This is a genomic window from Amycolatopsis sp. NBC_00438 (assembly GCF_036026695.1).
GTDB lineage: Bacteria > Actinomycetota > Actinomycetes > Mycobacteriales > Pseudonocardiaceae > Amycolatopsis.
The window spans coordinates 1,752,394-1,767,273 of record NZ_CP107923.1 but is presented as its reverse complement, the minus strand read 5'-3'; the positions used below and the strand labels follow the sequence as shown (position 1 = coordinate 1,767,273).

The 14,880-nt window shown below is 73.1% G+C and carries 8 protein-coding genes; 1 reads left to right on the top strand and 7 read right to left on the bottom strand.

Annotated elements, in window-relative coordinates; all coding sequences use genetic code 11:
• Window positions 1–83 precede the first annotated feature (83 nt).
• Complete coding sequence (locus OG494_RS08475) at window positions 84–1,343, top strand: helix-turn-helix domain-containing protein (RefSeq protein ID WP_328453620.1); 1,260 nt, start codon at window positions 84–86, stop codon at window positions 1,341–1,343.
• Window positions 1,344–1,654: 311 nt separating this feature from the next.
• Here the strand turns inward: OG494_RS08475 and OG494_RS08470 are convergent, their stop codons facing one another.
• From OG494_RS08470 to OG494_RS08440, 7 genes are all read right to left on the bottom strand, one after another.
• On the bottom strand, window positions 1,655–2,281 hold the full coding sequence (locus OG494_RS08470) for a cyclase (RefSeq protein ID WP_328453618.1): 627 nt from the start codon (window positions 2,279–2,281) through the stop codon (window positions 1,655–1,657).
• A 134-nt stretch (window positions 2,282–2,415) separates the two neighbouring features.
• Window positions 2,416–2,787 (bottom strand): helix-turn-helix domain-containing protein, encoded by a 372-nt coding sequence (locus tag OG494_RS08465; RefSeq protein ID WP_328453616.1) that lies wholly within the window; start codon window positions 2,785–2,787, stop codon window positions 2,416–2,418.
• Between the two features lie 9 nt (window positions 2,788–2,796).
• Window positions 2,797–4,041 (bottom strand): lipase family protein, encoded by a 1,245-nt coding sequence (locus OG494_RS08460; RefSeq protein ID WP_442874395.1) that lies wholly within the window; start codon window positions 4,039–4,041, stop codon window positions 2,797–2,799.
• Window positions 4,042–4,055: 14 nt separating this feature from the next.
• Entirely contained in the window at window positions 4,056–5,060 is a 1,005-nt protein-coding gene (locus OG494_RS08455; RefSeq protein ID WP_328453612.1) for an alpha/beta hydrolase, read from the bottom strand.
• Window positions 5,061–5,073: 13 nt separating this feature from the next.
• On the bottom strand, window positions 5,074–6,669 hold the full coding sequence (locus OG494_RS08450) for an acyl-CoA carboxylase subunit beta (protein ID WP_442874394.1): 1,596 nt from the start codon (window positions 6,667–6,669) through the stop codon (window positions 5,074–5,076).
• A complete protein-coding gene (locus OG494_RS08445) occupies window positions 6,666–13,151 on the bottom strand; it encodes an SDR family NAD(P)-dependent oxidoreductase (protein ID WP_328453608.1) in 6,486 nt (2,161 codons plus the stop codon). Before OG494_RS08445 ends, OG494_RS08450 begins: the two co-directional genes overlap by 4 nt.
• Complete coding sequence (locus tag OG494_RS08440) at window positions 13,148–14,842, bottom strand: fatty acyl-AMP ligase (protein WP_328453606.1); 1,695 nt, start codon at window positions 14,840–14,842, stop codon at window positions 13,148–13,150. Before OG494_RS08440 ends, OG494_RS08445 begins: the two co-directional genes overlap by 4 nt.
• Window positions 14,843–14,880: the final 38 nt, after the last annotated feature.

Here is a 14,880-nt window from a genome sequence, read left to right as displayed (position 1 = left end):
CTCAGCCGGTCCGGGCCGTTTTGCGTCCTCGCCCGGCGCGTGAGTGCATGGCAAACGGGGCAGTGGAGCGAAGGAGCTTCGACATGAACGAGCGGGCGGAACGCGGACGCCCGGCGCCGGAGACGGGCAGCCAGGCCCGGACGCTGTGGGTGTCCCTGCCCGGTGAGGTCGCGCGGCGGTTCCGGCCGCACGCGGACAACCTGGGCAAGAAGATCCTCGAAGCGATCCAGCGCGAGGTGCCCGAGTACGCCAAGCCGCTGGAGGGCGGGTTCGGCACGGTCATCATCAAGGCCATCGAAGAAGCCGTCATCGGCTCGATCGACAGCATCGGCGGGAAGCCGTCCACCCAGGACAAGTGGGTCGAGCTGTTCCGCGAGGTGGGCCGCGGGGTGCACAAGGGCGGCGGCAGCCTCGACTCGCTGCAGGCCTCCTACCGCGTCGGCGGTCAGGCCGCCTGGCGCTACATCGCGGCGTGGGGCCAGCGCACCGGCATGCCGACGCCGATGCTGTGCGTCTGCGCCGAGGCGATCTTCGCCGTGATCGAGGAGATCTCGTCGTACTCGGTCGAGGGTTACACGGTGGCCCAGACGAAGGCCGCGGGCACCCTCGAGCGGCGTCGGCGGCGCCTGCTGGAACTGATCCTGGCCACGCCGCCGTCGTCCCCGCAGAGCATCGCCACCACCGCGAAAGCGGCCGACTGGAAGCTCCCGGAGCAGGTCAACGCCGTGGCGCTGGAGCCCCCCGACGACCAGCACGGCGACCTGCAGGGCCTGCCGGTGCACGCGGACGTCCTGGTCGACCTGGAGAGCACCCAGCCGTGCCTGGTGTCCGCGAACCTGGAGCGCGACCTGCGGCTGCTGCAGCCCGCGTTGCGCGGCTGGCACCTGGCGGTCGGGCCGCGGGTACCGCTGGCCGACGCGGCAACGTCGTTGAGCTGGGCGTGCCGGACATTGCAGCTGATGCGCCAGCGGATCATCGACCCGCGCCCGGTCGTGCACAGCACGGATCACCTGAGCACGGTGTGGCTGATGCACGACGACTTCCTGCTCGCCGAGCTGAGCCGCAAGGTCCTCGGCCCGCTCGTCGGCCTGACCGCGAAGCAGCAGGAGCGCCTCGGCGAGACGCTGATGGCGTGGCTGGAATCGCGGGGCAGCACCCCGGAGATCGCGGAGGTGCTGAAGATCCACCCGCAGACCGTGCGATACCGCCTCAACCAGCTGACGGAGCTGTTCGGCGACAGCCTGAACGACCCGGCGCAGCGGCTGGACATGCAGCTCGCCCTGCACGCGCACCGGTTGCGCGGGACCCGGCCGATCGACGTGGCCGGCGCCGCCCAGACGTGACGGGAGCCCGGCCCTCGACGCCGGGTGTGAACGGGCCGTGGCGGCCGCGCAAGCGAATCGCCCCCCGCGCGGCACCCGGCCGGCGTGAACACCGTCGCTGCTCGGACGGACCGCGGCGACCAGCCGAGCGATCCGGCCCGGCAACCGGGCTTGCGGCTCCCACTCCCCCGTCGACCAACCTCGCGGGACCCGGCCGATCGACGTGGCCGGCACCGCCCACACGTGATGTAAGCCCGGCCCTCGACGCCCGGGTGTGAACGGGCCGTGGCGGCCGGGGAGGGTCACCCGGCCGCCACGGCCCCGTACCTGGGTCAGGCGATGGTCGTGGTGGTGAAGATCGGGCTCGGGTTGGGGAAACACGCTGTCGGGGCGGAGATGTCGAAGATCTGGTTGACCACCGACGTGAACGTCAGTCCCGGGTTGCTGTAGCTCGTGCCCGCCAGCTTCGTCTGGATCGTGCCCGACGTCCCGGCCTTCAGGTGGAACGTGATGGTCGGCAGCTCGAACGCCGCGCCGCCGGCGATCGGGCCGGCGAAGCTCAGCGTCGCCACTCCGCCGGAGACCGCGATCGTCGGCGCGGCCGAGCCCAGGCCGGAGCCGCCCGAGAGAGCCGAACCCACGTACGTCGAGTTCGCCGGGACCGGCAGCTTCAGCGCGAAGTTCTTGACCTGCTTGAGCTTGAAGCCCGCGACCGTGGCCGGCACGGTGTTCGGCGCCGGGTCGACGATGATGTCGAACGCCGCGCCCGGGGCGACCGTGGCCGGCGCCGTGACGTCGGTGCCCTGCACCAGGTTCGCCTGCTGCGGGCCGACGATCGGCGCGTTGGCCTGGCAGTCCAGGTTGACCGGGACCACCGCCGCGGACGCCGGGGCCGCGAGGGCCACCGCGGCCGCGCCCGCGACCGCCAGCACGCTGAGGGGACGGATGCCGTGGGACAAGGGAACCACTCCTTTGTGGACAAGTGCGGTCGAATGAACCGCGGTGGGCAGGTGGCGATGCACCCCGATGTGGCGTTGGGTGCGTCCAACGCCACATCGGGGCGTTCGGGGCCGAGCCAAGCCGGGCTGGGCGGCTAGCGGCCGGTGAAGGGGGTGGCGGTCCGAGCTCGCCGTGCGGTGCGCGCGATTTCCAGCAGCTCGGCGTACTCGACGAGCCGGGTGCGGTCCGCCGCGGCGAGGCACTGGTAGAGCCGCAGCAGCCGGGCCGGTTCGGACGGGTGGCCGGCCGGCTCCTCCAGGAAGTAGCCGACCGGCCGCCGGTAGAGCCCGGCGAGGGCCTTGAGCTCCAGGCTGTCGACCTTGCGCGTGCCCGCCTCGATCCCGGAGATCGCCGACCGCGGCACGCCGAGCCGGTCGGCGACCGCCCGCTGGGTCAGCCCGAGGCGTTCCCGGCACCCGCGCAGCCGCGCGGCCAGGCACTCCTGCTCCTCGTCATTCACGGTCATGCACGCCGATCAGCAGTTGGACGGCGCCTGGTCACCGGCGAACCGCTTGACGATCCACTGGTGCGCGTCCCCGTTGCCGGCGAAGATGCCGGAGAGGTGGTCGGAGACGTAGGTGTTCCACTGCTCGCGGACCCCGGCGGCGCAGTACGTCTTGTGCAGCGCGTCGGCCTGCGGCGTGTTCACGATCTCGTCGGTGCTCGCGTGGTACTGGAAGACCGGCACGCGCGGCGGGTTCGCGCCGAGCTTGTTCTGCGCGAGCCGCGCCTTCCACTGCGGGTTGTCCAGCGGGTTGGACGTCGTGTAGTCGCTGATCTTCTTGAACGGGTAGTTGGTCAGCAGCTCGACGACGCAGGCGTTCTGCTTGGCGTCGTCGAGCTGCTGCCGGCCGGTGTCGTTGAGGTAGGAGTCCAGCTTCAGGTCCGGGTACGCGGCGTCGAGCCCGACCGCGGCGAAGGCGAGGAAGCCGAAGCCGACGTAGCCGTCGAGGCCCTTGGCGACCTCGGTCAGGTCGGCCGGGACACCGCCCGCCGCGACGCCGACCAGGTTCAGCTCGGGGGCGTAGGCAGGCTGCTTCTCCCCCGCCCACATGGCTCCGCCGCCGCCTTGGGAGTAGCCCTGGAAGATCACCTTCGCGGTCTTCGACAGCTTCGCCGGGGAGAACCGCTGCGCCGCGCGGACCGAGTCGATCACGGCCGGGCCCATCGACTGCCCGGTGATGTAGGTCGGCACGGTCGTCGGCGAGTAGCCCTCGTAGTCGGTGACCGCGACGGCGTACCCGCTGGAAAGCGAGTCGTTGATCGCCGGCTGGTCGTAGAGCGTGCCGCGCTCGATCGCCTTGGACGGCGTGCACTTGAACGCCGGGCCCTGCGTGCCGACGCCGTAACCGATGATCGGCGCCTTCGCCGGGTCGACGCCCTTCGGGACGAGGATCGTGCCGGTCACCGCGTCCGGCCGGCCCTGCCCGTTGGTCGAGAGGTACATGACCTCCCACGCGTCGGCGTTGGCGGCGTTCATCAGCGGCACCGACGGGCGCCAGCGGAGGACGTCGCCGGGCTGCCCGGCCGGCAACGGCGCCGGGGCCTTGTAGAACGAGTCGTCGAACGGCCCGGGCAGGCCCACGGCCGTCGCGGCCGCCGTCGTCACGGGCGCGGCCGGAGCGGCGGCCGCTGGGGAGCTGACGACGGCCACCCCCGCCGCCAGCGTCGACAAGCTCACCAGAGCGAGGAGTACCTTGCGTTTCACCGGAACCTCCATCGGGGAAAGGAATTTCACGCGGGCAGGCCGAGCGCGTTCGCGAGGATCGGCCAGGAGTTGTGCAGGGCGCGCTGCCAGTACGGCCAGCTGTGGGTGCCGGGGCCGTAGTAGTCGACCGTCGCCGGGATCCCCTGCGACTGCAGCTTGTCCGTGAAGCTCCGGGACGTCAGCAGGGCCGACGGTTCCAGCGGGTCGGACTGCCCCGGCGGGTCGAGCGGGCCGGTCTGGCCGTTGCCGCACGAGAGGTAGAGCGCGGTGCCGCGTAGTGCGTCGGTGTGGTCGTAGGGGTTGTGCGCCGACCAGATCGGCCAGGTCGCCACCTCGTCGCCCCAGAGGTCGAAGAAGTTGTAGAACCCGGCGCGCGCCAGGATTCCCTTGATGACGCCGGCGGTGCCCGGGAACAGGGTGTTGGGCACGCCGCTGTAGGAGGCCGCGGCGCCGAACATCCCCTTGTGCTGGAAGGCGTACGCGAGCGCGCCGTACCCGCCGATCGACACACCGGCCACCGCCCGGCGCGTGTTGCCGTGGTACCCGCGCTCGACGATCTGGCGGACCTCGGCGGTGTGGAAGGTGTCCCAGTCGGGGGTGTTCTTCAGGCCGAAGTTCCACCACTTCGTGTACATCCCGGCCGCGCCGTCGGTCGGCATGACCAGGATCGCGTCCTTGGTCGCGGTGAACGCCTTGACGTCGGTGAACTGGTCCCAGGACTTGTAGTCCACCGGTTCGCAGCAGCCGTGCAGCAGGTACAGCGTCGGCCAGGTGCGCGTCGGCTGCGCCTGCCAGCCGGTCGGCACGATCAGCCGGACCATCCCGGTCGTGCCGAGGGCGGGCGAGCTGATCTTGAGGTCGACGGTGCGCGCGTCCAGCCACGTCTCCTGGGTCACCTTCGCGCCGTCGTCGGCGGTCACCGGAGTCACCGCGGCCACCGGAGCAGCCCCCGTGCCGAGGAGCACCGCCGCGAAGAGCACTGCCAGTCCCACCCGGCGACGACGTCGGCGCCCGGCCCGCTCGAGGTTCATCTGTTCTCCGTTCTCACAGCGGGATGTTCCCGTGCTTCTTGGCCGGCAGGGTCTGCCGCTTGGTCCGCAGCGCGCGCAGCGCGCGGGCCACCTGCAGGCGGGTCTGCGACGGTGCGACGACCTGGTCGACGTAGCCGCGTTCGGCGGCCAGGTAAGGACTCGCGTGGCGCTCGCGGTACTCCTCGGTGAGGCGGCGCCGGGTGACGGCGACCTCGTCCGGGGACAGCCCGGCGAGCTCCCGCCGGTGCAGCACCTGCACCGCACCTTCGGCGCCCATCACCGCGATCTCCGCGGTCGGCCAGGCCAGGTTGACGTCGGCGCCGAGGTGCTTGGAGCCCATCACCGCGTAGCCACCGCCGTACGCCTTGCGCGTCACCACGGTCACCTTCGGCACGGTCGCCTCGGCGTAGGCGTAGATCAGCTTGGCGCCGCGCCGGATGATCCCGCCGCGCTCCTGGTCCACGCCGGGCAGGTAGCCGGGGACGTCGGCGAGGGTCAGCAGCGGGATGCCGAACGCGTCGCAGAACCGCACGAACCGCGCGGCCTTCTCCGACGCGTCGATGTCGATCACGCCGGCCTGGTGGCGGGGCTGGTTGGCGACCACGCCGACCGAGCGGCCCTGGATCCGGGCGAACGCGCAGATCATGTTGGGCGCGAAGGCGCTGTGGATCTCGGTGTAGTCGCCGTCGTCGACGAGCCGCGCGAGCACCTCGGTCATGTCGTAGGCCTGGTTGAGCGAATCCGGGACGAGCCGGTCGAGCTCCAGATCCGCCGCCGTCAGCCCGGGATCGGTGTCGTCGGCGTACTCCGGGGCGAGGTCGAGGTTGTTCGAAGGCAGGTAGCCGAGCAGGGTCTGCACCCACTCGATCGCGTCGTGCTCGTCGACGGCCCGGTGGTGGGCGTTGCCGGCGACCTCGCTGTTGGTCGCCGCGCCACCGAGCTGTTGCGAGGTCACGCGTTGCCCGGTCACGGCGTGCACGACGTCCGGGCCGGTGACGAACATGTGCGACGTCTCGTCGACCATCACGGTGAAGTCGGTGATGGCGGGCGAGTAGACCGCGCCGCCGGCGCACGGGCCCATGATCATCGAGATCTGCGGGATCACGCCGGACGCATGGGCGTTGCGACGGCCCAGTTCCGCGTAGTAGGCCAGCGAGACGACGCCCTCCTGGATCCGCGCGCCGCCGGAGTCGTTGATGCCGACGACCGGGCAGCCGAGCGTCATGGCCAGGTCCATCACCTTGAGGACCTTCTCGCCGAAGACCTCCCCCATGCTGCCGCCGAAGACGCTGAAGTCCTGGGAGAACAGGCAGATCTGGCGTCCGTCCACAGTGGCGTGCCCGGTCACGACGCCGTCGCCGTAGGGGCGGTTGGCGTCCATCCCGAACTCGGTGCAGCGGTGCCGGGCGAACTGGTCGAGCTCGACGAACGAGCCCGGGTCGACCAGCAGGTCGATCCGCTCGCGGGCGGTCAGCTTGCCCTTCGCGTGCTGACGGTCGATCGCGCGTTTCTCGGCGATCCGGACCACCTCGTCCTGGCGGGCGGCCAGGTCGGCGATCCGGAACGACGTCGTCGGCGTGAAGGAGAGGTCTTCGAGTGTCATCGTCATCCCTTTCCTGCGTGCTGACCGGCGAGGCGGGCGGACAGGGCGGCCGCGATCACCGACACGTGCGGCGGGTCGATCATCGAGAGGTGGTCACCGGGCACCCGGACGATCTCCAGGTCCGCGCAGTGCGCGTCCCAGCCGAGGGGGTCGTCGGTGCGCAGGTACCGCGGGTCGAGCGTGGTCGTCAGCGGGTGCGGGTCCTGCGCCCGCAGCAGCAGCACCTTCCCGGCGTACGGCTCGGGGACGTAGCGTTCGGCCACCCGAGCGTCCAAATAGGACGTGTACTGGTGGTGCAGGACACCCTGGCCCATCCCGGGGACCTGGGCGGCCAGGCGGCTCATCACGAGCCGGATCTGGTCGTGCTCGCCGAGGTGCTCGAGTTCGGCCCGCGGGAGGTCGAGGGGCACGCCGTAAGTCAGTTCGATGTGCTCGGCGAACCGGTCGAAGCGTTCGAGGAGCAGGTCCTGCACCGGCTTCTCCGGCGCCGGCAGCGGCAGGATCGTGTCGATCATGAAGACGACGCCGACGCTCTCCCCCGCCGCGGTCAGCCGCTTGGCCGTCTCGTAGGCGAGGCAGCCGCCGAAGGACCAGCCGCCCAGCCGGTAGGGCCCGTGCGGCTGGATCTCGCGGATGAGCTCGACGTAGCACGCGGCCTTGCCCTCGACGGTGTCTTCCTCGTCGATCCGCTCCAGCCCGTACGCCGGTTGGCCTTCGGGCAGCAGGCGGACGAGCTCCTGGTAGACGCTCGTCGGGCCGCCCGCCGGGTGGAACAGGAAGACCGGGTCGGCCGCGACGCCGTCACGCAGCAGCCGCACCGGGCCGCCGCCGAAGCCTTCGACCTCGGCGCGCAGCAGGTCGGCCATCGCCGCGATGGTCGGCGTGGCGAACAGCCGGTCGATGTCGGGAACGTCGTCGAGGTCTTCGGCGAAGGCTTCCCGCAGCCTTCTCGCTTGGTCTGCGTCGCCTCCGAAGTCGTCGTAGACGCCCGGTTCCGGGCCGCCGAGGACGGCCTGCCAGTGCCGGGCGACCCAGCGTTCGGCGGGGTCGCGCGGCCCGAGCACGGCGTGACCCGGCTCGGCCGGGCGCGCGGTCCCGGCGCCGAACCCGGCCTGCTCGGCCAGGTGCTCGGCGATCTCGGTGAGGCTCGCGCCCCGCAGCAACAGGGGCACCGGCAGCGGCAGGCCGAAGTCGCGTTCCACCGCGCCGCGGGCCCGCATCGCCATCAGCGAGTCCAGCCCGAGGCTCGTCAGCGGCGCGTGCCGGTCGACGTCCCCCGCGGGGAAGCCCATCAACCCGGCGACGACGGCCGCGAGGTGCTCGGTCATCGCTGTGCGCGCCCGCTCCGGCTGTTCCGCCCGGAGCGCGGCCATTCCGTCCCAAGTGGACGGTTCGGTCCCACCGGGCCCTTCGGCCGGGACGAACAGCTCGAAGAACGGGCGTTCGGCCAGCCGCGGGAAGAGCGCCAGCACGGTGTCGGTGTCGACCCGGGCGACGCCGGTCGCTGCGCGATCGCTTTCGAGCACCGCTTCGAGCGCGTCGAGGGCTTCCGCGGTGCCGAGCGGGTCGAGCACCGGGTTCCGGCTGCCGGTGACGGCGCCGGCTTCGCCCCACGCGCCCCAGTTGATCGTCGCCGCGGGCAGCCCGAGCCCGCGTCGCCAGGTGACGAGGCCGTCGGCCCAGGCGTTCGCGGTGGCGTAGGCGGCTTGGCCCGGGGAGCCGAACAGTGCGGCGGCCGAGGAGTAGACGAGCCACCAGTCGAGATCGTGGCCCGCGGTCGCCTCGTGCAGCCGCCAGGCGCCGAGGGCTTTGGGCCGCCAGACGGTCTCGACGGCTTCGGGAGTGAGGGCGATCGCGGCGCCGTCGGCCAGCACACCGGCCGCGTGGAGAACCCCGCGCAGAGGCAGGTCCCCGGCGGCCGCGACCAGACGTTCGGCGGTGCCGGGTTCGGCGATGTCGCCGGTGACGACCCGGACGTCGACGCCGAGTTCCCGCAGGAGGTCTTCGGTCTCGGGCGTGGGGCCGCGACGGCCGGAGAGGATCAGCCGGGTGGCACCGCGTCCGGCCAGCCACTTCGCGGCGACCAGGCCGAGGCCGCCGAGACCACCGGTGATGAGGTAGGCACCGTCACGAACGACAGGCGGGCGGCTGCCATCACGACCGCTCGAATCTCGCAGCGACTCGGCGACCAACGAGCGGTTGCCATCACGACCGCTCGAGTCACGCGGCGGAGCGAGGTCCGGGCGCACCAAGCGGCGGGTGTGGCGGATGCCCTCCCGCCAGGCGATCTCGTCGTCCGGGCCACCTGCCCGGACCTCGTCCTGCAGCTCGGTCACCCACAGGCGCGCGGGGTCCGGCTCGGCGTCGAAGTCCAGGTGGCTCACCCGCAGCTCCGGGTGCTCGAACGCCAGCACCCGCACCAACCCGCGCAACGCCGCGAGTCCGGGGTGGCCGGTTTCGCCCGGCTCGACCGCCGCCGCGCCCGCGCTGACCAGCCACAACCTCGGCGGTGCCGGTACCGACGCCAGTTCGGCGACCACCCCCGACAGCGTCAGGACCAGGTCCCCCGCTCGCGCCGGGTCGGGGGTGCCCAGCTCGGCCGCGCAGCCGACCATCGCCAGCACGCCGGTCACCTCGCGGGCGCGAAGCACCTTCGCGAGTCCTTCGTGGTCACCCAGCACGACCGTGGCCAAGCAGCCGCCGATGCCTTCGCGCAGCGTGGCCAGCCACGGCGCGGTCTCCTGCGCCGCGTCCAGGAGCACGACCCAGCTGTGCGGCTCGTCCCCGGGTGCCGGCGGCAATTCGGACGGCTGCCACCCGGCCTCGAAGAGCAGGCTCGACAACGGCACCGGCAACGCCGACCGCCGGAACCGCCGGCAGTAGACGTCCCGGAACTGGACCTGGACAACGCCTTCGGCGTCGACGAGCTGGACGCTGCCGAGCAGTCCGTCACCCGAGTCGTCGACCGAGTCGAGGACGGCGTCGACCCGGACGCCGCGGCGGGGGTCGCCGGCGAGCGTGACCTCGCCGATCGTCAGCGGCAGGTAGAGCCCGGCGGCGTCGCCCAGGGCCTCGCCGGTCGCCGCGGCCAGGGCGTGCAGGCAGGCGTCGGCGAGCGCGGGGTGCAGCCGGTACGCCGGGTGGTCCCGGGCTTCCGGCGGCAGCGCGATCGACGCCGACGCCCGGCCCGGCGCGGCCACGACCCGGCGCAGGCCGCGGAACGCCGGGCCGTAGTGCTGGCCCAGGTCCTCCAGCGCCCGGTAGAGGTCGACGGCGTCGCCTTCCGTGGGGCCGAACGGCGTCGGCGGCGGCGATCCGTCGAGCACCCGCGCGGTGGCGTAGCGGACCCAGCCGCCGTGCGCGGACTTGGCGTGCACGCCGATCTCCGTGCCCGCCAGGCTCGTCGTCACCTCGGTGTGCTCGGCCAGCGGCAGCACCTGGTGCAGTTCGAGATCGCCGATCCGGTCGCCCGCGGCGAGCGCGAGTTCGAGGAACCCGGTGGCGGGGAACAGCGGGACGCCCATCGCGGCGTGGTCGGCGAGCCACGGCAGCTGCGCCGTGCCGACGTCGCCCCGCCACAGGTGCAGGTCGCCGCCGGGCTGTTCGATGTGGACGCCGAGCAGCGGGTGCGCCCCCGTGTCCGGCCGGTGCGCCGGGCGCCGCGGCCAGAACCGCTCGTGCCGCCAGACCGGGCCGGGCAGCTCGACCGGCGCCGGGCGCGGGCCGTGGTCCAGGACACCGGGCCGGCCGAGGACGTGCAGCCGGGCGAGGCTGGTCAGGAACGCGACGCGCTCGTCGATCTTGCGGCTGCCGGTGGGCAGGCCGAGCGCGGCGCCGCCGGTGGTCTGCTCGACGGCGGCGAGCGCGACGGGGTGCGGCGAGATCTCGACGAACACGCTGTGGCCGTCGGCGGTCGCCGCCGCCAAGGCCTGCGTGAACCGCACCGGACGCCGCAGGTTGGCCGCCCAGTACTCGACGTCGAACGCCGGTGTCTCGCGCGGGTCGTCGAGAACGCTGCTGTAACAAGGGATTTCGGCCTGACCGGGCTGCAACCCGGCCAGTTCGGCGCGGAAGCGGTCGAGCACGGCGTCAACGGCCGCCGAGTGCCCGGCGCCACGGACCGGGAGCCGGCGGGCGAGCCGGCCGAGCTGCTCGACGTGCGCGACGAGCGCGTCGACCTGGTCGGCGTCGCCGCTGATCGTGCACTGGGTCGGCGACGCGTAGACCGCCACGGTGACGTCGGGGAACTCGGCCAGCTCGGCCGGAGACAGTTCGACGACGGCCATCGCGCCGGCGCCGCCGGCGTCGACCTCGGCGAGCAGCCGCGCGCGGGTCGCCATCACGCGCAGGCCGTCGGTGACGTCGAGCGCGCCCGCGACGACGGCCGCGGCGACCTCGCCCATGGAGTGCCCCAGCACGGCGGCGGGGACGACGCCGTGTGCCCGCCACAGCCCGGCCAGCGCGGTCTGCATGCCGAACAGTGCCAGCTGCGTCGCACCGAGATCGGGCAGCTCCTGTTCTCCCGCAAGGACTTCGCGAAGGGAGAACCCGGCTTCGGCGCGGAAGACCGGGTCCAGGGCGTCGACCTCGGCGCGGAACGCGGGCTCGGTGCGCAGCAGCTGCCGGCCCATCTCCGGCCACTGCGAGCCGTAGCCGGAGAAGACGAACACGACGTCCCCGCGTCCCCGGGCTTCGCCGGGGGTGACGGCGCGCAGCGCGTCCACGAGAGCGCCGCGCTCCTCGGCGACGACGGCCGCGCGGACGGGCAGGTGCTCGCGCCGGGTCGCCAGCGTCGACGCGACGGCGCTCAGCGGGACGGCCCGTCCAGCGGGTGAGTCCAGCCAGTCCGCCAGCTCGCTCGCGCGGGCGTGCAGCACGTCGGCCGACCGCGCCGAGAGCGCGAAGATCCGCGGGCCGTCGGCGCCGGCTCGCGCCGGGAAGGACGCGGCGGGCCACTCCTCCAGCACCACGTGGGCGTTGGTCCCGCCGAACCCGAAGGCCGAGACGCCGGCGCGGGCGGTGCCCGGGTAACGCGGCCAGTCGGTGCCGGCCGCGACCACGCGCAGGCCGAGGCCGTCGAAGTCGATGTGCGGATTGGGGTCGCGGTAGTTCAGGCTGGGCGGCAGCCGGCGGTGCACCAGGGCCAGCACCACCTTGATCAGCCCGGCGATCCCGGCGGCGCCTTCGAGATGCCCCAGGTTGCTCTTGACCGAGCCGACCAGCAGCGGACGGCCGGGTTCGCGCCCGGCACCCAGGACCGTGCCCAAGGCGCCGGCTTCGATCGGGTCGCCGAGCAGGGTGCCGGTGCCGTGCGCCTCGACGTAGTCCACAGAGGACGGATCGACGCCGGCGACGGCGTAGGCGTCCCGCAGCAACGCCGCCTGCGCGTCGGGGTTGGGCGCCATCATGCCGTTGGAGCGGCCGTCGGAGTTGACGGCGCTGCCGCGGATCACGGCCAGCACGCGGTCGCCGGCGGCGCGGGCGGCCTTCAGCGGCTTGAGCACGACCACGCCGCACCCTTCGCCGCGCACGATCCCGTCGGCCCCGGCGTCGAACGGCTTGCAGTGCCCGTCGGGCGCCAGCACGCCGGCCCGGTGGAAGTTCGCGGTGATCCCCGGCGACAGCAGCAGGTTCACGCCCGCGACCAGCGCGGTCTCGCTTTCGCCGCGGCGCAGGCTCTGCACGGCCTGGTGCACGGCGACCAGCGACGACGAACACGCCGTGTCGAGGGTGAGGCTCGGGCCGCGCAGGTCGAGCAGGTACGACAGCCGGTTCGCGGCGATGCTCGCCGCGGCGCCGGTGCCGGACCAGGCGTCGATGCCGGGGACGTCGGTCATCGTGAGGTAGCCGTACTCGCTGGCCGACAGCCCGACGAACACGCCGGTCCGGGTGCCGCGCAGCGAAGACGGCGGGATGCCCGCGTGCTCCAGGGCCGCCCAGGTCACCTCCAGGAGCGTCCGCTGCTGCGGGTCCATCGCCTCGGCTTCGCGGGGCGTGATACCGAAGAACGCGGCGTCGAACCCGGCGACGTCACCGAGGAACCCGCCGCGGCGGGGCAGCCCGGCGAGCGCGTCGGCCGGGGCGAAGGACTCCCAGCGTCCTTCGGGGACTTCGGCGATCCCGTCGGCGCCCGTGTCGAGGAACCGCCAGAACTGCGCCGGCGACTCGACACCGCCCGGCAGGCGGCAGCCGACGCCGACGATCGCGATCGGCTCCTCCGCGGCCATCGGCACCGGCGCGGCCCGCACCTCGTCCACTGTGGACAGCGCGGCGACGAGCGCGGTGATGCTGGGGTGCTGCCACACGAAGGTCGCCGCGAGGGGGCGGCCGAGGAACCGCCCCAGGTCCCCGGTCAGGCTCATCGCGTCCCGTGAGGACAGTCCGGTTTCCTGCAGCGGCCGGTCGGCGTCGACCTCGCCGGCCGGGATCCCGGTGATCGCGGCGACCCGCTCGACGAGCCACGCCCGGACGGCGTCCGGCGTGGTCATCGCGACCACCGGCCGTCCAGGTAGGACGTCCGGCACAGGGCCCGGCTGATCTTGCCGCTGGAGGTGCGCGGCACCTCGCCGGGCGCCAGGACGACGACGTCGTGCAGCCGCAGGCCGTGTTCGGCGGACACCGCCGCGCGCAGCGCCCCGACGGCGACCTCGGCGTCGGCGGTCTTGGCCCGTTCCAGCACGACGACGGCGACCTCGCCCTCGTCGTGCGGGACGGCGAACGCCGCGGCGGAATGCGGCCGGACGGCGGGGTGCGCCTCCACGGTCTGCTCGATGTCCTGCGGGTAGTGGTTGCGCCCGTCGACGATGACGAGATCCTTGAGCCGGCCGGTCATGTACAACTCACCTTCGAACCGCACGCCGAGGTCGCCGGTCGCCAGCCAGCCGTCGCCGAACGTCGCCGCGGACGCGCCGGGACGCCGCCAGTAGCCCTGGCCGACGTTCGGTCCGCTCACCCGGATCTCGCCGACCTCGCCGTCCGCGACCGGTTCGCCGTGCGGGCCGGTGATCCGGATCCGCTGGTCCACCGGCCGGCCACAGGAGACGAGCGTCGTGCCGGTGGCGGCCGGCACCGCGAACCCCTCGGCCAGGCGGTCGCGGTCGAACGTGACCTGGCGCGACGGCGTGCCCGCGTCGGTCACGGCGACGAGCACGGTCGCCTCGGCCAGCCCGTAGGACGCCCGGTGGACCTCCGGCGCCAGCCCGCACTCGCCGAACGCGTCCTGGAACTTCGTGATGGTGGCCGGCAGGACCGGCTCGCTGCCGTTGATCAGCGAGACGACCCGGCTCAGCTCGAGGTAGCTCTTTTCGTCCTCGGTCACGCGGGAAGCGCTGTAGGCGTAGGCGAAGTTGGGGGCCGCGCTGATCGCGCCCGGGCTGGCCGTCAGCGCCCGCAGCCAGCGGCCGGGCCGCTCCAGGAACGCGAGCGGGTCCATCAGCACCGAGGTCAGGCCGCCGAACATCGGCGCACCGAGGCCGAGGATCAGGCCCATGTCGTGGAAGAGCGGCAGCCAGCTGACGGTCGACGTCGTGCCGCTCTCGGCGCCGTAGGCGGTGCAGCACTGCCGGGCGTTGGACAGGACGTTGTGGTGGGTCAGCATGACGCCGGCCGGCGAGCGCGTCGAGCCGGACGTGTACTGCAGGTACGCCAGCTCGTCCGGTGCCGGGCGGTGCCACTCGTGCTCGCCCGCGACCGGCGGCAGGGTGTCGACGGCCACGAGAGCCGCCTCGACGTCGAGGGTGCCGAGGAAGCCGGTGACCTCGCCGGTCAGGTCGGCGGTGGTGAGCACGACCTGCGGCGCGCAGTCGGTGAGGGTCGCGGCGAGGCGGCCCGTGTGGCCGGGCAGGTTCGGCGCGAACAGCGGGACGGCGACCAGGCCGGCGCGGATGGCCCCGAGGAAGGCGACGACGTAGTCGGCGGACTGCGCGGCCAGGACCGCCGCCCGCTCCCCCGGCACGGCGAGGGTGCCCAGGTGCGCGGCGACGGCGCTGACCCGGTCGTCCAGTTCGCGCCAGGTGAGGCTCACCGCGCGGCCGTCGGCGCTCGTGCGGTAGTCCAGGAAGGTCACCGCGATCCCGTCGCCCAGGCGCCGGGCCCACCGGCCGAGCAGGGTGGCGAAGGAATCGCCGTCGGACGACTCGTGGCCGGGCAGCGCGAAGGCCGTCCGAGAAATGGTTTCCATAGCCCCTCGCCGATAGCGTCGGAGTAATTGGGGTGAAG